The sequence below is a fragment of the Comamonas koreensis genome, from assembly GCF_014076495.1.
Classification (GTDB): domain Bacteria; phylum Pseudomonadota; class Gammaproteobacteria; order Burkholderiales; family Burkholderiaceae_C; genus Comamonas; species Comamonas squillarum.
Genome location: NZ_CP043575.1, coordinates 2,460,673 through 2,481,484 on the forward strand (window position 1 = coordinate 2,460,673; position 20,812 = coordinate 2,481,484).

Annotated in this window: 25 protein-coding genes and 1 pseudogene; 8 read left to right on the plus strand and 18 right to left on the minus strand. The window is 64.8% G+C overall.

Features of this window, described 5'->3' with window-relative positions; all coding sequences use genetic code 11:
• Nucleotides 1–2: 2 nt before the first annotated feature.
• Nucleotides 3–1,007, minus strand: coding sequence for a FecR family protein (locus tag F0Q04_RS10955; protein ID WP_182345428.1), 1,005 nt, complete (start codon nucleotides 1,005–1,007; stop codon nucleotides 3–5).
• Nucleotides 1,004–1,570, minus strand: coding sequence for a sigma-70 family RNA polymerase sigma factor (locus F0Q04_RS10960; protein WP_198424355.1), 567 nt, complete (start codon nucleotides 1,568–1,570; stop codon nucleotides 1,004–1,006). Before F0Q04_RS10960 ends, F0Q04_RS10955 begins: the two co-directional genes overlap by 4 nt.
• Nucleotides 1,571–2,023: 453 nt before the next feature.
• On the opposite strand from F0Q04_RS10960, the gene F0Q04_RS10965 reads away from it, so the two are divergent.
• The gene (locus F0Q04_RS10965) at nucleotides 2,024–2,533 is read left to right on the plus strand and encodes a hypothetical protein (RefSeq protein ID WP_182345430.1); all 510 of its coding nucleotides are present in this window, start codon (nucleotides 2,024–2,026) and stop codon (nucleotides 2,531–2,533) included.
• A gap of 204 nt (nucleotides 2,534–2,737) precedes the next feature.
• Here F0Q04_RS10965 and infA read toward each other — a convergent pair whose 3' ends face one another.
• From infA to F0Q04_RS11025, 12 genes are all read right to left on the minus strand, one after another.
• Nucleotides 2,738–3,004 (minus strand): translation initiation factor IF-1, encoded by a 267-nt coding sequence (gene infA, locus F0Q04_RS10970; RefSeq protein WP_116925178.1) that lies wholly within the window; start codon nucleotides 3,002–3,004, stop codon nucleotides 2,738–2,740.
• A gap of 28 nt (nucleotides 3,005–3,032) precedes the next feature.
• Entirely contained in the window at nucleotides 3,033–3,257 is a 225-nt protein-coding gene (locus F0Q04_RS10975) for a hypothetical protein (protein WP_116925179.1), read from the minus strand.
• Between the two features lie 316 nt (nucleotides 3,258–3,573).
• A complete protein-coding gene (locus tag F0Q04_RS10980; protein WP_232539603.1) occupies nucleotides 3,574–3,996 on the minus strand; it encodes a hypothetical protein in 423 nt (140 codons plus the stop codon).
• Nucleotides 3,977–4,150, minus strand: coding sequence for a hypothetical protein (locus tag F0Q04_RS10985; RefSeq protein ID WP_182345431.1), 174 nt, complete (start codon nucleotides 4,148–4,150; stop codon nucleotides 3,977–3,979). Before F0Q04_RS10985 ends, F0Q04_RS10980 begins: the two co-directional genes overlap by 20 nt.
• 407 nt (nucleotides 4,151–4,557) lie before the next feature.
• The gene (locus F0Q04_RS10990; RefSeq protein WP_158400602.1) at nucleotides 4,558–4,731 is read right to left on the minus strand and encodes a hypothetical protein; all 174 of its coding nucleotides are present in this window, start codon (nucleotides 4,729–4,731) and stop codon (nucleotides 4,558–4,560) included.
• Between the two features lie 229 nt (nucleotides 4,732–4,960).
• Complete coding sequence (locus tag F0Q04_RS10995) at nucleotides 4,961–5,617, minus strand: glycosyltransferase (RefSeq protein WP_182345432.1); 657 nt, start codon at nucleotides 5,615–5,617, stop codon at nucleotides 4,961–4,963.
• Between the two features lie 7 nt (nucleotides 5,618–5,624).
• The gene (locus F0Q04_RS11000; protein ID WP_182345433.1) at nucleotides 5,625–6,203 is read right to left on the minus strand and encodes a class I SAM-dependent methyltransferase; all 579 of its coding nucleotides are present in this window, start codon (nucleotides 6,201–6,203) and stop codon (nucleotides 5,625–5,627) included.
• Nucleotides 6,200–6,946 (minus strand): PIG-L deacetylase family protein, encoded by a 747-nt coding sequence (locus tag F0Q04_RS11005; RefSeq protein ID WP_232539606.1) that lies wholly within the window; start codon nucleotides 6,944–6,946, stop codon nucleotides 6,200–6,202. The genes F0Q04_RS11000 and F0Q04_RS11005 overlap by 4 nt, the downstream gene beginning before the upstream one ends.
• Nucleotides 6,946–7,971 carry an acyl-CoA dehydrogenase gene (locus tag F0Q04_RS11010; protein ID WP_182345435.1) on the minus strand — a complete coding sequence of 342 codons (1,026 nt, stop codon included), beginning with the start codon at nucleotides 7,969–7,971 and terminating at the stop codon, nucleotides 6,946–6,948. Before F0Q04_RS11010 ends, F0Q04_RS11005 begins: the two co-directional genes overlap by 1 nt.
• 3 nt (nucleotides 7,972–7,974) lie before the next feature.
• Complete coding sequence (locus F0Q04_RS11015) at nucleotides 7,975–9,519, minus strand: alpha,alpha-trehalose-phosphate synthase (UDP-forming) (protein ID WP_182345436.1); 1,545 nt, start codon at nucleotides 9,517–9,519, stop codon at nucleotides 7,975–7,977.
• Nucleotides 9,516–10,295: a trehalose-phosphatase gene (otsB, locus tag F0Q04_RS11020; RefSeq protein WP_182345437.1), complete on the minus strand. Its 780-nt coding sequence runs from the start codon at nucleotides 10,293–10,295 to the stop codon at nucleotides 9,516–9,518. The genes F0Q04_RS11015 and otsB overlap by 4 nt, the downstream gene beginning before the upstream one ends.
• On the minus strand, nucleotides 10,295–10,552 hold the full coding sequence (locus tag F0Q04_RS11025; protein ID WP_116925186.1) for a hypothetical protein: 258 nt from the start codon (nucleotides 10,550–10,552) through the stop codon (nucleotides 10,295–10,297). The genes otsB and F0Q04_RS11025 overlap by 1 nt, the downstream gene beginning before the upstream one ends.
• Nucleotides 10,553–10,804: 252 nt before the next feature.
• Here F0Q04_RS11025 and F0Q04_RS11030 point away from each other — a divergent pair, with 252 nt between their 5' ends.
• The 5 genes and pseudogenes from F0Q04_RS11030 (at nucleotide 10,805) to F0Q04_RS11045 (ending at nucleotide 15,029) form a co-directional block, all read left to right on the plus strand.
• Nucleotides 10,805–11,809: a Ku protein gene (locus tag F0Q04_RS11030; RefSeq protein WP_182345438.1), complete on the plus strand. Its 1,005-nt coding sequence runs from the start codon at nucleotides 10,805–10,807 to the stop codon at nucleotides 11,807–11,809.
• A 25-nt stretch (nucleotides 11,810–11,834) separates the two neighbouring features.
• Nucleotides 11,835–13,553, plus strand: a pseudogene (gene ligD / locus F0Q04_RS11035) (non-homologous end-joining DNA ligase); the annotation flags it as partial.
• 88 nt (nucleotides 13,554–13,641) lie between these two features.
• On the plus strand, nucleotides 13,642–14,340 hold the full coding sequence (locus F0Q04_RS24240) for a DNA primase small subunit domain-containing protein (RefSeq protein ID WP_332839224.1): 699 nt from the start codon (nucleotides 13,642–13,644) through the stop codon (nucleotides 14,338–14,340).
• Nucleotides 14,341–14,531: 191 nt separating this feature from the next.
• The gene (locus F0Q04_RS11040) at nucleotides 14,532–14,726 is read left to right on the plus strand and encodes a hypothetical protein (RefSeq protein ID WP_021028206.1); all 195 of its coding nucleotides are present in this window, start codon (nucleotides 14,532–14,534) and stop codon (nucleotides 14,724–14,726) included.
• 132 nt (nucleotides 14,727–14,858) lie between these two features.
• Nucleotides 14,859–15,029 (plus strand): hypothetical protein, encoded by a 171-nt coding sequence (locus F0Q04_RS11045; protein WP_182345439.1) that lies wholly within the window; start codon nucleotides 14,859–14,861, stop codon nucleotides 15,027–15,029.
• A gap of 73 nt (nucleotides 15,030–15,102) precedes the next feature.
• Here F0Q04_RS11045 and F0Q04_RS11050 read toward each other — a convergent pair whose 3' ends face one another.
• Nucleotides 15,103–15,255 carry a hypothetical protein gene (locus tag F0Q04_RS11050; RefSeq protein WP_165841144.1) on the minus strand — a complete coding sequence of 51 codons (153 nt, stop codon included), beginning with the start codon at nucleotides 15,253–15,255 and terminating at the stop codon, nucleotides 15,103–15,105.
• 150 nt (nucleotides 15,256–15,405) lie between these two features.
• Nucleotides 15,406–16,020 (minus strand): TetR/AcrR family transcriptional regulator, encoded by a 615-nt coding sequence (locus tag F0Q04_RS11055; protein WP_116925189.1) that lies wholly within the window; start codon nucleotides 16,018–16,020, stop codon nucleotides 15,406–15,408.
• A gap of 133 nt (nucleotides 16,021–16,153) precedes the next feature.
• Between F0Q04_RS11055 and F0Q04_RS11060 the strand changes: the two genes are divergently transcribed.
• Together F0Q04_RS11060 and F0Q04_RS11065 are read left to right on the plus strand one after the other, a co-directional pair.
• Entirely contained in the window at nucleotides 16,154–17,395 is a 1,242-nt protein-coding gene (locus tag F0Q04_RS11060) for an MFS transporter (RefSeq protein ID WP_182345440.1), read from the plus strand.
• A gap of 37 nt (nucleotides 17,396–17,432) precedes the next feature.
• On the plus strand, nucleotides 17,433–18,629 hold the full coding sequence (locus F0Q04_RS11065) for an MFS transporter (RefSeq protein WP_182345441.1): 1,197 nt from the start codon (nucleotides 17,433–17,435) through the stop codon (nucleotides 18,627–18,629).
• A 37-nt stretch (nucleotides 18,630–18,666) separates the two neighbouring features.
• On the opposite strand, the gene F0Q04_RS11070 is transcribed toward F0Q04_RS11065, so the two are convergent.
• On the minus strand, nucleotides 18,667–20,217 hold the full coding sequence (locus F0Q04_RS11070; RefSeq protein WP_269780266.1) for an MFS transporter: 1,551 nt from the start codon (nucleotides 20,215–20,217) through the stop codon (nucleotides 18,667–18,669).
• A gap of 2 nt (nucleotides 20,218–20,219) precedes the next feature.
• Nucleotides 20,220–20,756 carry a GNAT family N-acetyltransferase gene (locus F0Q04_RS11075; RefSeq protein ID WP_182345442.1) on the minus strand — a complete coding sequence of 179 codons (537 nt, stop codon included), beginning with the start codon at nucleotides 20,754–20,756 and terminating at the stop codon, nucleotides 20,220–20,222.
• Nucleotides 20,757–20,812: the final 56 nt, after the last annotated feature.

A 20,812-nucleotide genomic window follows, 5' to 3' on the forward strand; every position in this document is an offset into this window, starting at 1 on the left:
CCTCAGGCCGCCTCGATCACGACCAGCCAGCCGCGCTGGTAGACGCGCACCGTGATGGGCAGGGTCGCCGCCAGCGCATCCAAGGCGCGGTCGCTGTCATCGAGCGCATAGTTGCCATAGACCCGCAGCGCCGCAGCCTGGGCGCTGATGCGGACAAAACCCCGGCGGTAGGCCCGCAGCGCCTGCACCACCTCGCCCAGCGGCTGGTGGTGCACTTCGAGCATGCCGCGCTGCCAGGCAGCCGCTGCCTGCGGGCTGGTGTCGTCGCCAGCGATCGACAGCGTATCAAAGCGCGCGCTTCGGCCTTCTTCCAGCACCTGGCTGGCACCGGCTGCAGTCGTCAGGCGCGTGGCGTGCTCGAGCATGCTGACGCGGGTAGCGGCCTCATCCAGCCGTACGGCAAAGCGGGTACCCAGCGCCTGGATGCGGCCGTGCGGGCTCAGCACCTCCAACGGCGCCAGGCCGTTGCTGGCGGGCTGGGCCTGCAACAGCAGCGCGCCCTGGCGCAGCTTGACCCGGCGGCGGTCCGCGCCAAAGTCCAGGTCCACGGCCGAGCGCGCATCCAACAGCAGCTCGCTGCCATCGGGCAGGGTGAACGCATGGCGCTCGCCGGTGCCGGTGCGCAGGTCGGCGGTGATCTGGCGCAGCGGCATCTGGCGGTTGGCCAGCAGCAGCGCCCCGGTGGACACGCCGGCAACGGCCAACGCACCGCTGAGCAAACGCCGCCGGCTGCTGCCCCGGCGCTGGGCATGCGCGAGGGCCTGGCCCATCACATCTCCGATCGGGGTGGCGGCTTGGGGCGCGGCCACGGCGCGGGCAGCGCCAAACTGCGCATGCAGGCTGCCGCTCAGCCGCTGCCAGACCACCTGGTGCTGGGGGTGGGCGGCGAGCCAGGCACGGTGGCGGGCCTGGTCGGCCTCGGTCATCTCGCCCGAGTGGAACTGCACGAGCCATTCCACGGCCGCTTCGCTGACCGGGTCGAGCGCGGATTCGGGGCCTGCCGTCATCCAGCGCTCAGGCGGGTCGCCATCGCAGGTGCTGCATTGCGCACTGGTGCGGTAATGCCGGCATCCTGCCTGGCCAGGGCCAGCGCAATGCGGCGAAAGCCCTCTGCCATATGGCGGCGCACGGTGCTGTGCGAGATGCCCAGGCGCGTTGCGATGGCCTCATAGCCCAGACCATCGAGCTGGCTGAGCACAAAGGCCTGCTGGGCCGGCAGCGGCAGGCCGTCGAGCGCATGGGCCACATGGGCCAGCGTCTCTTGCAGCACCGCCAGCTCTTCGGGCGAGGGCATCAGCGGCTCGGGCTGGGCGCCCAGCGCTTCGAGGTAGCTGCGCTCCAAGTCGCGGCGGCGCCAGTGGTTGATCAGCAGCCGCTTGGCAATGGTCGTCAAAAACGCCCGGGGCTCACGGATGGCCTCGGGCGGCGTGGCACTGGTGAGCACGCAGACAAAGGTGTCGGCCGCCATGTCCTGCGCATCGGCGGCATTGCCGAGCCGGTGCTGCAGGCGCTGCTGCAGCCATTGGTGGTGGCCGGTGTAGAGAAGCTGGATGTCGAGAATGGCAGACATGGGAGGCGGTGCCAAACAGGCGGCAAGCGGATGCATTTGAGAATTATTCGCATTTTAAGTCGGTTTCCTGGGCCTGTCGGCAATACCCTCGTGCCGTGGGATGGATGCCGATGGGCATGCGGCGCAAGGCGTCGTTTGCGGTCAGCTGCGAGCTCGTGGCAACGACGACGACGCAGCGAATCGCCCGAGCCCGCATGCAGGCAAATCAGAGGCGTTGGCCGAGGGCCCTTCGCTCTGGCGTTGGGGTTTGTGTTGTGCCGCGGGCCAGATGCGGGCCGCGCTGCTTCGCCGAGCACGGTTCGCATGGCTATCGATGGCAGTCGGCGCCATGGATGAGGTGCCTAGCCAATTGGTAAACGCGGGAAGCGCCTACTTGAAGGACATCTACTTGCTCTCGCTCCATCGCCCTGGCGATGGGGTAGCCTGACTCACAGCTTCAGGTAAAGGAACAAGATGAGCTATGGGCAAATACTGTTGTTTTTCTTCATGTGTTGGCTGTCGTACTTTGCGTACTGGCTTTTGTCGAGGGGGCCGCCGAATGCGCCTGGGCGTCTCAGCCGCCCTGTTGAGGGCTCGGTCCGATTGGAAGACCTGATATCAAAAAAGCACTGGGCCAGAGGGGAGACGGTCAAAATTGCCGACGATGGCAGCTATACGGCAAACATCTCACGAGTCGCAGGCAATACCTTTGGTGAAAACGCCAACCGGGAGTGCATCGCGTTTCTTGTTCCAGAAGACGGCAAGGCGAGTTCCGACAAGGCCGTGTCAGTGGTGGTGGATGGGCTGCGCATCGGTCAGCTGTCCGCGAGAGACCTGATGCCCTTTAAAGTCATGTTGCATGGCGCGGGATTGCATGCCCAAGTCACATCCTGCGATGCATATATCGGCGGTGGCGGAACGGCGGCGGACGGGAAAAAGCGGCACTACGCGATTTGCCTGGATGTGGATTGGTTCGAAGCCTAGCGCCTTGAAGGCGGGCCACCGGGGTTCGCGGGCCTGTCACCGAGCCTGATGACTGAAGCGCGCCATGGCGCTGGCTTGCTCGGTGGTGCATGTCATGGCTCACAGCGGCGAGATTGCAGCCCGGGGCCTGCAGTGGACGAAAAAAACCGCCCGGAGGCGGTTATAGATCGGCAGAGCCAAGCTCCTTAAAGGTTGCTTGTCTGTCTATCGCTTGCGGAACTGCTTGGAGCCGGTGGCGGCTCCTGTGCGAGGCGCAAGATGCCGGAACGTAATTCGACCCTTCGACAGATCGTAAGGGGACATTTCGATAGTCACATTGTCCCCTGCAATGATCTTGATACGGTGCTTTCTCATCTTGCCACCGGTATATGCAATGAGGGAGTGTCCATTGTCCAGGTTCACGCGATACCTGGCATCTGGAAGAATTTCTTCGATCTTCCCCTGCATTTCGATAAGGTCTTCTTTGCTCAACGGATGTCCTTGGTGATGGCCTGCGGCCTTATTTCATGAGGGCAAGCTGCATGCCCTCTTGCTTGGCGTGATCGACCGCCTCCTGCGCTGTCTCGAACAGCTTGGAGAAGGTGTACACGGTGTCTTGCGCTACTGAGCCCTGGCCGGACTTCAATGAGACTGCGGATTGGAACTTTCCGTCTGGCTGCTCGCACACGCCTGGCGAGATGAAGTAACGGGAAATTTTGTTAGTGTCTTTAAAAAAATGAAACATGGGTGCGCGCTCCACACGTTGACACGGTGGAGCATGAAGCGCCAGAAATAAATGCGAAAGAGGGAAAAGCCGACCCTAGGAATTTATTGTGGCTTGGAGGGCTTGCCTAGGATGGTGTGCACAGCGCCTTGAGCACTTTGCACTTTGACGAATCAAGGGGCAAGCATGCCCTGATCGGATATTTCAGGATAGCACAAAGCTGACTTCCGTGCGCGAGAAGTCCAATTGCAGGAAGAATCCAGGTCAGGGCCCAGGGTGGGCACCGGCTCCCAAAAAGGCAACCCATCCTGTGGCAGCGACGGTACACCCCAGAGCGCTACGGCGCAGCGATGGCTGCGGGTAATGCGAAATCAGGATGGTCGTACAGCCGTTGGCAAGCCCGCTTGATCTGGTAGGCGGCCATTTCGCTGCGCGTGTCTTGCGCTTTTCGGGCTGAACACTGGGCCCCGGAGCGGAAGTCTGTGCCGCCATTTCTTGACCCTTGTCCTACCGCCTCCATCCCTGCGGGGTAGCTTGCCAAGCAGCCTTGCGATACCGCCTTGGCAGCAGCGTCGCTTCCCACTTGTTCCGCATGGTCGAGGATGCAGGTTGCGTAGTTGCCCGCCCGTATCGGTAGGGGCCACAGCAGGGCCAGTGCTGCCAACGGTGACGACAGCGCAATCCACCAAGAAAAAAACCGCGCAACGGCGGTCAGGTCTTTGGACTGCAGCGTCCCCCGGTTATAGAAATTTGAAGGCATGCACCGCCGCGATCTGCTGGTCCTGGCCGGGGCGATCTTTGTCTGCAGGGAGTTTCTTGTCTTGCTCCTGCGGCGCTGGCACCCCCGCGCTGTGCAGCATCAGTTTGGACGTATCCCAAAACGACGCAGGGGGATAGGCTGAGAATTTGAACATGTAGACCTCCGGTCTATTGCGGCAGATCAAGATGGATTGCCTCGACCCACAGTACTCCTTTTAATGACCTTAAACCGGCCCACACAATGTCTTACGTTGGCACTTTGGGTAGGCACCGCCTGCGCCGCTTGCCGCGCCGTTGGCACATGCCAGAGACGCCATCGCTGGGCACAGAGCATGCTGGGATGTCGCATTGCCATGCGGGTACCGGGCGCTTTTGCGACCAAAGGAGCCGGAAGCCAGACGCAATTCCAGGCAAACAGCCCGCCAGTGGGCGGGCTGTGGTGCCGGTAGCCAGGCCTGGGTGATACCGCAGGCAGGTGCAAGAAAGCCGATGCTCGCTAAAAGCCGTTCATGCAAGCTTGAACCGGATGGAGGAGATGCACGAACTCGGCGTGAAACAGAGACTAGGTGGCGAGCTGCTTGGCGTTTTGCAATGCAGCGAGGCGGCGGTACTTTTCGAAGGTCTTGCTGATATCAGTGGACACCGCTGGAACATAGCGGTTTTGCTTCTCACCACGCTGCGCGACTAAGGGTCGGGTTGGCATGGTCAGCATCGGAAATGATGGCTGGTGTTGCATGACGAACTCCTTTCTTCGATAGCTCCATGATCGCCGCGAAGGGCTGCTTCGCGGTGTAGGCGCTGTCTGAGGAATGTCAACAGATTTGAGCTGACTGGCTGTAGTGTTTTTGCCCGTGGCCTGCTGCCGCAGCGATGGCGTTGGGCAGATTGCTGCAGCGCCTGGCGGCACATCAGGCCTTGAGGGCAGTTTTGGTGCTGCGTGCAGGGCTGCCTTAGCGCAGCCCGTGCTAGGTCGCCAGCCGAATGGCCCCCGCAAAGCCATGCTCGACGCGCGAAAAAGGCCGGCCGCTGGTGAGCACCCGCGGCAAGGCGCTCCAGGCGATCTGGGCGCCCAGGGCGGCAAGGCGGTCCACCAACGCCTGGTCTTCGCCGCACTCCATCGCGTCAAACCCGCCCGCCTGTTGGTAGCAATGGGCAGACAGGCCCAGGTTGGCGCCATGCACATGGCGGTGGCCGTCGCGGTCCTGGTAGCTCGATTCAAAGCGCAGACGCGCGGCCTGTGCATCCAGGCCGTGCGCCTGCCAGCTGTCGACCCCCACCGTGCCGCAGACCACATCGGCCCCCAGCGACAGCTGCACCGCCAGCCAATCGGGTGCCACGCGGGTATCGGCATCGGTAAATGCCAGCCAGCGCGCCTGGTGCTGCAGCAGATGGCGCGCACCTGCGGCCCGCGCGCGGCCCACATTGCGGGCACTGACGTGCAGGGTCACAAAAGGCCATTGCTGTGCGATGGCAGCGCTGCCATCGCTGCAGCTGTCGAGCACGACGACAACCTTGACGTCTTCGCCCTCCAGATCGGGGTGCAGGCTGGCGCGGGCGACGCTCTCGAGGCAGGCCGCGATAAGTTCCTCTTCGTCATGGGCGGGTATGCAGATACCAATCATCGGGTGCTCACAGTCTTTCCCAAACCTCTAGCAAGAAATCAGTCTCGCGGTGCTCCACCACAGTCTTGAGCGCTGCGCTGGCCCCCACCTGCGCATGGATGGTATCGGCGGCTTGCAGCAGGTCGGGCGCCTGGTGGCGCCAGTGGCACATCAGCCAATGACCACCCGGCGCGAGGCACGACAAGCAGCGCTCGATGAACAACGCCAGATCGGCATCACACAGGTAGTAGGCGAGCTCGGAAACCACCAAGAGATCAAAGCCGCCGGGTGGAACCTGGGGCCACTGCTGCGGCAGTTGCAGCTTTTGCAGGTGCAGCTGGTGCCGGTCCTCGCGCTGGATGCGGGCGTTGCACAGCAGCACCGCCGATTCGGCACAGTCGGCGGCGATCAGTTGGTCACAGCGCTCGAGCAGCGCCATCGTGGTTTCGCCATTGCCGCAGCCGGGCTCAAACGCGTAGCGGTAGTGCTCGCGCGGCAGCGATGCCAGCAGCAGCTGGCGTTTGCGCCGCTCGTACCAGGCGGTCTTGACGGCCCAGGGGTCCGGGGAGCGTTGGTAGAGCTGTTCAAAGTGTTGGCGCTGGTTCATCGCAAGATCACCTCGAAGTTGCGCAAGAGGCGCGCCGTGGCCCAACGGGGCAGGATTGGGGGTCTGCCCGTGGACGGGTCAGGCAGCAACTGGCTGCGAAAGCAGGACAGCGCCAGGCATTTGCGGTCCAGCTGCTCGGCGCTCAGCGGCATGCGCACGGCCTGCTGCCAAGGCACGCGCTGGTCTCCGGGGCTGGCCCAATGCCAGGTCCAGATTGGCACCTCAAACAAGCGGCTGCCCACATCGGCTGTGGCTGCTGCGCAGGCCTCGCCGGTGGCCTCGTGGTCCGGGTGGCCGTCATAGCGCCACGGGCAGAAGACGGCGTCCGTTGCGCGCAGCAGTTGCTGCAGGCGCGACTCGAGCTGGGGCTGGTGGTCCTGTACCTGCCCATCAGGGATGCGCAGGTGGATGATCTGGCTGCCCGGGCAGAGCAGGGCCAGCGCCTGGGCGCTTTCGCGCTCGCGGGCTTGGGCCAGTTGGTCCGGCGTCCACAGGCGCGAGCCCGGGTGGCTGGCTTCGCCCGAGGTGACGGCGATCACCGTGCAGGGCAGCGCGTTGGCCTCGCAGTACTGCATGATGGCGGCAGTGGCAAGAATCTCATCGTCGGGATGGGGTGAGACAATCACCACCCGCTGGCAGCCTTGCAGCAGCGCATCGGCAGGCGTGGTGTCCAAGGGGGCCTGGGCCAGCCAGGACTGCCATTGCAATTCGGGGGTGCCTTCTCCCTCGATATGGCGGGACATCAGAGCTTCCATGGTGCGTTGTTCTCCTGTTGTGTGATGGCCTGCCCGAGAGCGGCGAGATCGCGCTCCGCATGGCTTTGGCGGATAAAAATTGGCAGATCGGCCAGCAGCAAGGCGAGCGACCTGTCTTTGCAAAAAGGGCCCGGGCCCAGCGCGCGCGGCACATGCTGCAGCACTTGCTGGGCTGTGGCCTCGGCGGCCAGGCGGGTGCGGTTCACTTCCCGGGTCCAGGGCTGGTCAGGCTGGGCATCAATATGGGCTGCCGTGGCGCGCAGCAGCGCGGCTGTGGCCGAGAGCGCCACATCCACCGCGCCCAGGTGGGCCAAGGCATGGGGCTCTGCATGGCTGCGGCAGGTGCGCAGCAACTGGCCCGCGATGCGGGCGCTGGCGCCATACCAGCACGCTGCAATGCCGGCGCCCCCATGCTGAAAGCCCGGGCGGCTGAGGTAGGCACCGGGCTGGCCCACCAGGGTGCCAGTGGCGTTGCGCAGCTGCACATCCACACTCGCGCTGTCGGCCATGCCCACGGCCTGCCAGCCATCGCTGCTGACCTGCACTGCGGGCTGGAGCAGGTTGACGGCGACCAGACAGCGCTCGGTATCGGAGAGCCAGGCGGTCACCAGCGCATGGTCCACGGATTGCGCGCCCGAGCACCAGGCCTTGGTGCCGGTCAGCAGCACCTTGCTGCCGGGGGCCAGGCCATCGCTGGCGCTGAGCGCTACGGCCTGCACCCGGTTGCCCGGCGGCTCCGCGCCCCAGACGGCCCAGGTCCGCGCCGCTGCCGGCGCCTGCGCGCCCAGTTCAGCCAGAGTGGCCAGCGCATCGGTATGGCCCTCAAACAACTTGACCAGGCTCAGGTTGCTGGCTGCCACAGCCGCCAGCGCCCGCCAGCGCGCCAGGGTCTGGCCCTGTCCGGGCAGAGGCAACCGGTCAAGGCGCTGCGCCACCAAGGTGCGCAGCATCTCTGCGGGCTCCTGCGGCTCGGAGGCGGTCAGAAAATCTTCAAGTTCGGTAGAGGCATTCATCGTTCAACGGCCCATGCGTATTGCTGCAGCGTCCGGGCGTGGTGCGGGGGCGCTGCCGCTCACCACACGCAGATAGGGAAAGCTGCCATCCCGCGTGGGGCGGGTCATCGGCAGCTCGCCATCCGCGGCGGCAACGAGGCGGTGTGCTGGCACAGACAAGCGCGGTTTACGCGGCATCGCAGGCTGGCACTGGTCCAGCGCCTGCAAAAAGCGCTGGCACCACCAGTGCACATCCTCGGCCTCGATGCGGGCCAGCAGCTTTTGGTGCCGCTCGATGCGCTCGGCCAGCGGCATCTGGAGGGCCTGGTCCAGGCTGTTGGCAGTGCTGTGGGCGTCATAGGGATTGACCAGCAGGGCTTCTTGCAGCTGCTCGGCCGCACCGGCAAAGCGCGACAGCACCAGCACCCCGGGGTCAGCCGGGTCCTGGGCAGCAATGAATTCCTTGGCGACCAGGTTCATGCCGTCGCGCAGCGGCGTGACCAGGCCCACCGCTGCCGAGCGGCACAGGCCCGCCAGCTGGGCACGCGTGAGCACCTGGTGCATGTAGCGCACGGGCATCCAATCGAGCTCACCAAAATCGCCATTGATGGCGCCGCACAGCGATTCGAACTGGCGGCGGATCGCTGCATAGGCCAGCAGGTGCTCGCGGGTGGGCGAGCCGATCTGCACCAGGGTGGCGCTGCGCCGGTGGGCCGGGTGACGCTCGAGCAGATCGCGAAAGGCGTGGATGCGCTCGGGCAGGCCCTTGGAGTAATCGAGCCGGTCAATACCCACCACAAGGCGGCGCTGGCGGTATTCCTGCTCCAGTGTCGCCTGCACCTGCTGGGCGGGGGGGGTGTCCGTCAGCGCTGCAAAGGCGCGGGCATCGATGCCGATCGGAAATACCTCGCAGCGCGTTTGCTGGCCGTGGGCGCGGTAGTGGTGGCGGTGGCTGATGCGGCCATCTGCCTGTGCCAGCACATAGCTCTCAAAATGCTGCAGGTCCTGCCGGCTTTGCAGGCCCACCAGATCAAATGCCATCAAGGCCTGCATCAATGCCTTGTGCTGGGGCACGGCCCCGAGGGCGACCAGCGGCGGGAATGGGATGTGCAGAAAGAAGCCGATGCGCTGCTGGCAGCCCAGCGCGCGCAATTCAGACGCCAGCGCCATCAGGTGGTAATCATGCACCCAGATCACGTCATCGGGCTGCAGCAACGGCAGCAGCTGCTGCGCAAACTGTCGGTTGACACGCTGGTAGCCTTCGTAAAAGCTGGGGTCGAATGCAGCCAGATCCAGGCGATTGTGGAACACCGGCCAGAGCACGTTGTTGCAAAAGCCACTGTAGTAGCTGTCATGGTCGCAGCGCTCCAGCGTGGTCGTGGCGACGGTCACGGCGCCCCATGGGCGGATGGAGGGTTGCGCTGGGGACTGCTCCGTGACCGCGCCGCCCCAGCCAAACCACAGACCGCCGTGGCGCTGCAGCGCCTCTTCCAGCGCGATGGCCAGGCCACCGGGCGCCGCATCCTGCGGATCGGCCACGCGGTTGGAGACAATGACCAGACGGCTCATGGTTGCACCTCCGCCGGCCGGCGCAGCGCGCTCAGCATGCGTTGCTGCGTGCACGCGGCTTGAAGCCAGTGGTAGACGGCCTCCACGCCATCGAGGCGGTGGCTGGCGCAGCTTACGTCCGCGCCCACCTTGATGGCGACGCCGCGCTCGGCCAGCACAGCGGCAAAGCCGCTTTCATCGCTGATGTCATCACCCAGGAAAAATGGCGTGCGGCCGGCAAACGGCGGCTCCTGCATAAAGGCCTGGATGGCGCGGCCCTTGCTCGCGCCCACCGGCAGCATCTCCAGCACCTGCTTGCCGCGCAGCAGCGTCCACTGCGGCCTGTGGGCCAGCATCGCTTGCAGGCTGCGCAGGCACAGGTCCTCCAGCGATGGATCGCGGCGGTAGTGCAGGGCAACACCGCTTTGTTTGGGCTCGACATACAGCGCTGGGTGCGCCTGGGCCAATTGCTCGCAGGCGTCGATCACTGCAGAAATATCACCTGGCGCGTCGTCGCATTGGTGGCCTGCGGCATCGCGGCGCTGCGCGCCATGCGCGCCGGCACAGGGCAATTGCAAGGGCTGCAGGAAGGCGTCAATGACTGCAATCTCCCGCCCGGAGATGATGGCCAGCGCGCCGCCCAGCAGTGCCTGCAGATCGCGCAACAACGGCACCAGCCCGGCAGGCACGGCAATGCTGTCTGGCGTTGGGGCAATGGGCACCAGGCTGCCATCGAAGTCGAGGAACAGCGCCGCATTGGCGGGCAGATGCGGCGGCACTGGCAAGAGGCTGGCCATCAGGGATCCAGCGGTTCTGGGCTGATGACGCGCTCGGATTCGGGATCCTGCGGAATGTCGGGCTCGGTGCTGGGTGAGAACGGAGGGTGGGGCGGGTCCTCGCCCGGCTCGGGTGCCAAAGGCTCCTGCTCGGGATAGGGCTTGCCCACGGGATCCATGGTTTCGTCTTCGGGGTAACTGGGTTGGGTTGCGGGCCGGGTGTCGGTGCGGCTGTCGGTACCGGTTTCCGGCTGGGTGTCTGGCTTGGTGCTGCTCATGTCGTGCTCCTCGGTCGTATGCCTACTAGGTTCGCTGCTGCCGCGCCCCAGGTCTGTAGGATTTGTGCGCCCGCGCATGGAGTCATCCAAGCGAGTTGGCAGCTGAGGCTGGTGCAGGATCGGGGTGGTGCGGTCTTTTTGTCAGACCGCGCTGGCATGCAGATGGTCGGAAGTTCCCTGTTCGCGTTGCCATTTGCTCTCAGCGGTCCGGCCGTGACGCGCGCACACTGGCCGCATACCTAGGAGGCCGGCATGAAAGCGCAGCAAGGCAACGCCCCGACATCGACACGAACCATCTGGAAAGGCGCGATCAGCTTTGGGCTGGTGCATGTGCCCATAGGGCTGTACACGGCCACGCGCGATTCGGGCATTGATTTTGACTGGCTGGACAAACGCTCGATGGAGCCAGTGGGCTACAAGCGCATCAACAAGCGCACTGGCAAGGAGATCGCCAGCAGCGATATCGTCAAAGGCGTGGAGTACGAAGACGGGCACTATGTGATCCTGAGCCAGGAGGAGATCAGCGCGGCCTTTCCCAAAACCACGCAGACCATCGAGATCGAGGTCTTTGTCGATGCCGATGACATTCCGCTGATCTACCTGGAGCGGCCCTACTACACGGCGCCGCTCAAGCGCGGCGAAAAGGTGTATGCACTGCTGCGCGAGGCGCTGCGCAAGACCAACAATGTCGGCGTGGCCAAGGTCGTCATCCAGACCAAGCAGCACCTGGCCGTGCTGGTGCCGTGCGGGCGGGCGCTGGTGCTGAACCTTCTGCGCTGGGGCGGTGATATCCGCTCGTTCGAGCAGCTCAACCTGCCGCCCCAATCGCCCAAGGCCGCAGGCATCAGCAGCGCCGAGATGGACATGGCCGTTGCGTTGATCGAAGACAAGGCCCAGGCCTGGAATGCCGATGATTTTCGCAATTCCTTCTCCGAACAGATCCAGAAGCTCATCGTTGCCAAGGTCAAATCGGGCGAGGTCGAAGAGGTGGTGCAGGCGCCCAAGGATTCGCCGGTATCGGGCGGCGCCGAGATCCTGGATTTGACCGCATTGCTCAAGCGCAGCCTGGCTGGCGGCGCCAAGACTGCCGAGGCCAAGCGCGCTGCACGCAAAACCAAGGCCGCGCCGGCCAAGACCAAGGCCAGTGCCCCAGCCAAAGTGGCAGCCGCAGCGGCTAAACCCAAGGCCAAGTCCACGCCAGCCACCAAATCCGCCAGCGCCCGCAAGCCCACGCCTGCCAAGCGGCGTGCGGCTTAGTGGCCTGGCGCCCTGGAGGCTCTGCATGCCCAGTTCATTGGACAAATACCAAGCCAAGCGCAACTTTGCCAAGACCCCTGAGCCGGCCGACGGCGGCGAATCGGTCGCGGGCCAGCTGCAGTTTGTCATCCAGAAACACTGGGCCAGCCATTTGCACTACGACCTGCGGCTCGAGCTCGATGGCGTGATGAAAAGCTGGGCGGTGCCCAAAGGGCCCAGCCTGGACCCCAGCCACAAGCGCATGGCCGTGCAGGTGGAAGACCACCCGATTTCCTACAACCGCTTTGAGGGCCAGATCCCCGCCGGCCACTATGGCGCGGGCAAGGTGATCGTCTGGGACAAAGGCCTGTGGCTGCCGCTGGCTGACCCGCACGAGGGCTACCGCAAGGGCAAACTCCATTTTGAGTTGCAGGGCCACAAGCTGGGCGGGCGCTGGACCCTGGTGCGCATGAAGGGCAAGGAGGGCGAGCGCCAACCGCCTTGGCTTTGGATCAAGGAAGCGGACGACTTTGCCCGCCCGGCTGGCGAGTTGGACATTGTCAGCGCCCGGCCCGACAGCGTGGCCAGTGTGCAGCGGGCGGCGGTCGCCCAACTCGCTGCAGCGCCAGCGGCCCAGCGCGGCACCACCCGCAAAGCGAAAACCCGAGCCACTGCCTTGCCCACCACGATGGCGCCGCAGCTGGCCGTGCTCGCTGATGCGCCGCCCCCGAACCCCCAGGACTGGGCCTGGGAGCTCAAGCTCGATGGCTACCGCATGGCAGCGCGCAAACAGGGCCGCAAGCTGGCGCTGTGGACCCGCAATGGCAAGGACTGGACGGCCAAGATGCCGGCGTTGGCAGCGGCCCTGCAGCATCTGCAGCTCAACGACGCCTGGCTGGATGGCGAGGTGGTAGCGCTCAATGACAAAGGGCTGCCCGATTTTCAGCGGCTGCAAAACGCGTTTGATGGGGAGGGTACGGCCGACCTTGTCTATTACCTGTTTGACCTGATGTTTGCCAATGGTCAGGATTTGCGTGCCCAGCCCTGGCAGGCGCGGCGCCAGGCGCTGCGGGCGGCGCTGGATGCCAGCCCGGGCTTGGGCAACAGCGTGCGAATCAGTGAGGCTTTTGCCGGCGACCCGGCACAACTGTTGGCCTCGGCCTGCGCGCTGGGCATGGAGGGCATTGTCGGCAAGCGCAAGGATGCCGCCTACCGCGAGGGCCGCACGGCGGACTGGATCAAGCTCAAATGCGGCCAGCGCCAGGAGTTTGTCATCGGCGGCTACACGCGCCCCCAAGGCACGCGAACCGGTCTGGGCTCATTGCTGCTGGGGATGCACGACAGCGGCGGCCAACTGGTCTATGCCGGCAATGTGGGCACGGGTTTTACCGAGGCCAGCCTGCGCGCGCTGACGGCGCAACTGCAAAAAATCAAGACTAGGACATGCCCTTTTGTGGACCCCAAGCGCATTGACTATGCGGCCATCTGGGTTCGTCCCGAGCTGGTCGCAGAAATCGCCTTTGCCGGCTGGACCGGCCAGGGCCGGGTGCGCCATGCGGTCTTCCATGGCTTGCGCGGGGACAAGCCCGCCAACCAGATCACTCGGGAGAGAACCACCACCATGCCTGTTTGCAAGATAACCCCCAGCGCTACCGGCGGCATTGAGGTCAGCCATGGAGAGCGCATCATGGACGCCAGCACGGGCGTGACCAAGCTGGACGTGGTGCGCTACTACGAGCAGGTGGCGCCGCTGATGATGGAGCACCTGCAAGACCGGCCTACCTCGCTGGTGCGCACCCCCGATGGGGTGGGGGGGCGAGCATTTCTTTCAGAAGCACCTGCAGGCCCGTGCCATGGCCGGCATCGTGCAGTTGCCCCCGTCGCTCGATCCGGAACACCCGCCGCTGCTGGCCATTGCCCAATCGGAGGGCCTGGTCCAGGCGGCGCAGTTCAATGTGCTGGAGTTCCACACCTGGAACGCCAGGCGCGACAAGATTCTGCGGCCCGACCGCATGACCTTTGACCTGGACCCGGGAGAGGGCGTGGCCTGGCCGGCGGTGCAGGAGGCGGCAGAGCTGGTGCGGGTGCTGCTGCAGGAGCTTGGCTTGGAGCCCTTTCTCAAAACCAGCGGCGGCAAGGGCCTGCACTTGGTGGTACCGATCCAGCGCCGCCATGACTGGGATACCGTCAAGGGCTTTTCCAAGGCGATCGTGCAGCACCTCGCAGCCACCGTGCCCCAGCGCTTTGTGGCCAAGAGCGGCCCGCAAAACCGCAAGGGCAAGATCTTTGTCGACTACCTGCGTAATGGCTGGGGCGCCACGACGGTCAGTGCCTGGTCGCTGCGGGCGCGGCCGGGTATGGGTGTGTCGGTACCCATCGGCTGGTCGGAGCTGGAGCAGGTCAGCAGCGGCGCACACTGGGGCATTGAGTCCATTGAAGCGCGCTTTCGCAAGGGCAATGCACCCTGGGATGGCTATGCTCAAGCGGCGGTGTCAATTACCGCAGCAATGAAGCGGCTCGCTGACGCAGGCTCATCATCGGGCGATGGATAGGCTTGAAAGCCTCTATATCAACCCAGTGCATATCAGCTGGGTTAGTCTTACGGAAAGCAAATAACAAGTCTGCGCCACGCCTGGGGGTGGCTGTAGGACGTTTTCTGCTTATTTCGTAATTTTAAGATCGCTGGCTGGCGTTTTGGAGTAGTTTTGTTACAGTTTAACCACCAAAGCATTGGAGGCTAGGAATGTCTACGCAGACCGGAAATGACAAGGAGAAAGACGCCTATTTGGATGCGTTGAAAGCCCAGGGCGCCGAATTGCTGGCAGACCACCCGGCAGAAGGCACCATTGAGCACGCGCGCCTGTCGCTGATCGACGCCAAGATCGAGCAGTTGACGCGACCCATCACCGCAGACAGCTGGAAAACGCCGGAATACTGAATACGCCCGGGGGTGTACCAAACGTTGGTTCTTGTAAAAGAACTTTGCAAAACGCGTGGATGGCGCTATCGTCGTGGAACCTGGATCGTCAGCCGAATCTACGGTTTGGGTATCAGGTGGAAAGGAGGTCTTATGCGAGAAGCGGAAGACCTGCTTGTGGTGACGCAAGCGCAATACGAGCGTCTGGAACTGGAAGTGATTGGTTTACGGGATCTGGAGCCCTTCATGGGCTCTCCGCAATATGATCGCCTGCAGGATGTGGAATTGGCACTGAAACATTACCATACGCAATTTCGCCCCTAAGCGATACGACACAAAACCCGCAGTGGCGGGTTTTTTCCTGGGCGGGTCTTGCGGCCCGCCTGCTTCACCGCTTTTACTGCTGCTGGGACTGCGCTTGCTGCTGCTGGTTCTGGCCCCGGCCTTGCTGCTGCTGCTGGGCAGGGCGCTGCTGGTTTTGTTGGTCCTGCTGCTTTTGGGCAGGTTGTTGGCCATTGGGACTTTGGTTGGGTTGCTGCTGGTTGGTCATCTCTGTCTCCGATTAAAGGGCGCAGCGGGATATTTGCTGCCCTTTCAGATTAAAGGCGCAGCCTTGCTGAATCTGTAGTCACTGTGCTTGCATGGGCGTAATATGCCGTGGAGGCATGTCGTCACCGCCCATCTCACAGACACGCCAGAGCTAGCCACGCAGCGGCTGCACCAGCAAGCCCCGCAGCAGTAAATCCAGGCCCACGGCGGCTTGCTCCAGGCGCGCTGCGCCATCGGCCCCATCGGCACCTTCAGCCCCATCGGCAATCCAGAACGCCGCCTCGGCCAGGCTGCCATAGATCAGTGCTGCGAGCGCCCGCGCATCGGCTGGGGCCACCACGCCTTGCGCGATCAGCGTGCTGATCAAGCCCTGCATGGCGGTGAGGCAATGGCGTTGTGCATCGGGGGACGCGCCGCCTAGCACGGCCCGGGCATCGCGCAGCACGATGCGCTGTATCTCTGGCTCCAAGGCCATTTCCAGGTAGGCGCGGCAGCGCTGGCGAAAGCCTTGCCAGGGGTCCTCGGCGCTGTCCGAGATCGCCTGCAGCCGGGCATCCATCTCGTCATCGATCTGCGCCACCACGGCGGCGAGCAGGCCTTTCTTGTCACCAAAGTGGTGGTAGAGCGCGCCCCGGGTCAGGCCGGCCCGGGCGGTCAAATCGTCCATCGACGTATCGGCATAGCCATGCTCGGCCAGCACTTGGCGGGCGGTGGCCAGCAGGCTGGCACGGGTGGCTTCCATCTCGGCGCGGGTGCGTCGAACCATGCGCAATCTCCTTACATACAGTGCGTATGATTATTTACAAACATGGCGTATGTATATAAGATTTTATTCATACGCCTTGTATGTATTGTCGCTAGCCCGGCCCGTGTTGGCAAGCCGGGCGCAGAAAGAAGCCATGCTCCAGACCTACCGAACAATTTTTGCCGCGCCCGGCAGCACGGGCTTTTGCCTGGCTGGGCTGCTTGCCCGCCTGGCGCTGCCGATGATGGGCATCGGCATCATCACCATGCTGGCCCAGTTGCGCGGCAGCTATGCGCTCGCTGGCGCAGTCTCTGCCGCCTTTGTGCTCAGTTATGCGCTGCTGTCGCCGCAGACATCGCGCCTGGTGGACCGCCATGGCCAGCGCCGCGTGCTGCCGCTGGCCACCGGCATCAGTGTGGCCGGCCTGGTGCTGCTGCTGGCGGCCACCCGGTGGCCGCTGCCCGATTGGACCTTGTTTGCCGGCGCGGTGCTGGCCGGGGCCATGCCCAGCATGCCGGCGATGCTGCGTGCCCGCTGGACGGCGCTGTACCGGGGATCGCCGCAGTTGCAGACCGCTTATGCGCTGGAGGCCGTGCTCGATGAGCTGAGCTTTATTGCCGGGCCACCGTTGTCGGTGGGGCTGTGCGTGGCGGCCTTTGCGCAGGCAGGCCCGCTGGCTGCCGGTGGTCTGCTGGTGCTGGGCGTATTCGCTTTGCTCGCCCAGGGCGCGACCGAGCCAGCGCTTCAGCCGCTTTGCATGCAGGGCAGAGCAGCGGTCTCGGTGATTTGGCTGCCCCATGTGGGCCTACTGGCGCTCTTGATGGCGGCGATGGGGGTCATCGTGGGCACGGTCGATATCGTGAGCGTGGCCTTGGCGCGCACGCTTGGCCAGCCAGCCTGGGCCAGCGGCGTGCTGGCCGCTTATGCGCTGGGCTCTTGCGTGGCAGGCCTGCTGTTTGGTGCGCTCCAACTGCGCATGCCTTTGCCGCAGCAGCTGGCGCTGGGCGGGCTCGCCACGGCGCTGACGACCTTGCCACTGCTGCTGGTAGGCAGCATCCCGGCGCTCGCTGGTGCCGTGCTGCTGGCCGGTCTGTGTTTTGCGCCCACGATGATCGTGGCGATGGCGCTGGTCGAGCGCCTGGTGCCCGCGCAGCGCCTGACCGAGGGCATGACCTGGCTGCTGGCCGGCCTGAATGTGGGCGTAGCGCTGGGCGCAGCGGCATCGGGCCAACTGGTCGATGGCTTGGGTGCTCGCTCGGCCTTTGCGGTGGCCTGGGTGGCTGGGGCGCTTGTGCTGCTGCTGGCGCTATGGGCTGCGCGGCAACTGCGTGTGCCGATGTCTGCTGCGGCAGATGGCACCACCACCAACAACAACACCGCCTCCCCAGCCGCTTGATAGCGCGCTGCCTTTTGCCATGACTGGAACCCATGACATGTCCCTGTCTTTATCAGCGCCTGCTCCACATCATGCCCGCAACCCTTGGCCGGCCGTGATCGCCGCCGGCCTGGCAACCTTTTCTGTCGTTACCACCGAGATGCTGCCCGTGGGCCTCTTGACAGCGATTGCGCCTTCGCTGGGCATGACCACTGGCCAAGCTGGGCTGATGGTGTCGCTGCCTGCCTTGCTGGCAGCGGTGTTTGCACCGCTGGTGGTGGTGATAGCCGGCCGCATGGACCGGCGCCGCATGCTGGCAGCGCTGCTGGCGCTGTTAGCGCTGGCCAATACCGCATCGGCCCTCGCGCCGAGCTGGGGCTGGATGCTGGCCGCCCGCGTGTTGCTGGGTCTGTGCATTGGCGGGATCTGGGCGGTGGCGGGGGGATTGGCGGCGCGCCTAGTGCCAGCGGCTGCCGTCGGGCTCGCCACCTCCATCATCTTTGGCGGGGTGGCCGACGCATCGGTGTTGGGCGTGCCAATGGGCGCGCTGATCGGGGAAGGGGCAGGCTGGCGCTGGGCTTTTGGTGTGATGGCCTTGTTCAGTGTGCTGGTGCTGGCCCTGCAGCTATGGGTGATGCCGGCCTTGCCGGTCCGCAGCGCGGTGGGGCTGCGCCAGTTTCTGGCACTGCGCAGCAACCGCGCGCTGCAAGCGGGTCTGGTGTTGACCTTGCTGCTGGTCGCAGGGCACTTTATGGCCTTTACCTTTGTGCGACCGCTGCTGCTGGCGGTCTCGAGCTTTGATGCGCAGTGGATTGCAGCCTTGCTGCTGGCCTATGGGCTAGCCGGCATTGCGGGCAATTTCATCGCAGGCCTGGCGGCGGCGCACAAAACAACGCTGACGGTGGCCACCATTGCACTGGGGCTGCTGCTGGTGCCGTTGCTTTGGCTGGTGTTTGGCGGCTCTCCCACGGGTGGACTTGCGCTGCTGCTAGTCTGGGGCCTGGCCTATGGTGGGGTGTCCGTCGCCTTGATGACCTGGATGATGAAGGCGGCCCCCCAGGCGATGGAGGTCGTGGCAGCGCTGTATGTCGGGGTTTTCAACACCGGCATTGCGCTGGGTGCTTGGGGAGGTGGGGCGTTGGTCGATGCATGGGGTTTGTCTGCCGTGCTGTGGCCGGCCGCCGCCTTGGCGTCGGCGGCCTTGATGTTGGCGACCGGGCACGCACTGCGGCAGCTGCGCATGGGGACGCGCTAAAGGAGATGGCGCCCCGCCGCTGAGCAGTGACTCACGATCAGTGCCCTTTGCTGGCCACCGCGCCGCTGCGATGTCCCAGGGTGGCCTGTTGCTGACCTCGGCTGCGCAGCAGGGCCACCGCCAACGCAGCGGATAGCACCAGCACCACGGCCGTGGCCATCACCGCGATAAAGCCCTGGTCAAACGCGGCATGGGCTAGGCCCAGCAGCTGCGTGGCAGCCTGCGGCGGCAGTTTTTCTGCAGCCAACAAAGCCGCATCGATGCCGTCACTGGCCCCGCCAGCGGCGCCTTGCAGGCTGTCTGGCAGCACCAGGCTGCTGGTGTAGCGCCAGGACAGCACGCTGCCCAGCAAGGCCACGCCCAGCACGCCACCAAACTCGTAGGACACCTCTTCGACCGAGGCGGCCATGCCGGCATGCTCGGGCGGCGCGCTGTTCATCACCGCGTTCGATGCGGCGGTGATGGTGGCGCCCACGCCCAGGCCCAGGACGGCCAGCACCGCGATTTTCTGCAGGCCATGGGCATCGCTGTTGAGGCTCATGGCCAGCGCGCACAGCGCCACGGCGGTCACGAGGAGGCCGCCCACAATCAGCTGGTGGGTGCCCAGGCGCGACAGTGCCCAGCCGGCAATGGGGCCGGCGACAAAGGCGGCCACGGGGATTGGCAAAATGGCCAGCCCCGCTTGCAGGGGGCTGAGGCCCAGCACCAGCTGCAGGCGCTGGCTGAACACCAGCTCCACCCCGACCAGGGCCACGGCAGCCACCACGGCAGCCACCACACCGCCCGAGAACGTCGGAATGCGGAACAGACGCAGCTCGATCAGCGGTTGGGGCCGGCTGAGCTGGCGGCGGATAAAGACCCACAGCACGGCAGCACTGAGTAGCCCCATCAGCATGGCAAACACCAGCGATGGCGCGGGCTTGGCCAGCTCCTTGATGCCCAGCACCAGGCTCACCATGGCGACCATGGCCTGCAGCGAGCTGCTGTAGTCCCAGCCAGCCAGGCTGGCCTTGGTGCTCAGGCGGTCTGCAGGAATCAGCCAGGCGGTCAGCACCAGGGCCAGCGCCACGATGGGCACATTGACCAGAAACACCGAGCCCCACCAGAAGTACTCCAGCAGCACACCGCCCACCACCGGGCCAAGCGCTGCGCCCCCCGAGGCGACCGAGGCCCAGATGCCGATGGCGACCGAGCGCTCACGCTGGTCGGGAAAGCTCATGCGGATGATGGCCAGGGTGGCGGGCATCATGATGGCCGCACCCAGGCCCAGCACGGCGCGCGCGGCAATCAGCAGCCCGGCATTGGGCGCGTAGGCGGCTGCCAGCGAGGCGGCGCCAAAGATCACCAGGCCGAGCATGAACATGCGGCGGTAGCCCAGGCGGTCGCCTAAAGCGCCCGTGCTCAGCAGCAGGCCCGCGACCACCAGCGCGTAGGCGTTGACGATCCACAGCTTCATTGAGGTGGAGGCGGCCAGGTCATGGGTGAGGGTGGGCAGGGCGGTGTAGAGCACCGTCATGTCGACGACGATCAGCAGCAGCGCCATCGACACAATGGCCAGCACCAGCCATCTTTTGGAATGCAATGCCATGGTCAAACTCCCAACTCTTTCATCATGGTGACGGACACGGGCTGGCAGCCCAGGCGCTCAAACAGCCGGTGCGCCCCTTGGTTGCCGATGCCGCTTTCCAGAAACAGGCGCTGTACGCCTTCTGCCTGGAGCTGGGCGCAGACCCAGCCAAACAAGGCCTCGCCCAGGCCCTGGCCACGCATAGCAGGGCTGACCACCAGATCGTCCAGGGTGGCAAAGGGGGTGGGCGCAAGCTGGGCCTCGTCGAGCGCGACAAAGGCGACGCCGACCAGCGTATCGCCCTGGTGGGCGGTGGCGATGCGCTGCATCGCGTTGGCTTCGGGCGCGGCCAACGTGGCCTCAATCTGCAGCGCCATGTTGTCGGCCAGCTGGGGGCTCCATTGGCCCGGTGCGATGGCGCGCGGGGACTGCAGCTCGCCATGGGAGATGTAATAGGGACTGAGCTGGCCCATGAACAGCGCCAGGATCGCTGGCGACTGCGCGGGGTCATGGCACCAGGCCATCGTCAGGGCTGGTGCGGGGGTGTTGATCGATTGCATGGGCCCGATATTGCGCCATAAAAATCGATTGATAAAGTTGGAATCCATCAATAAAT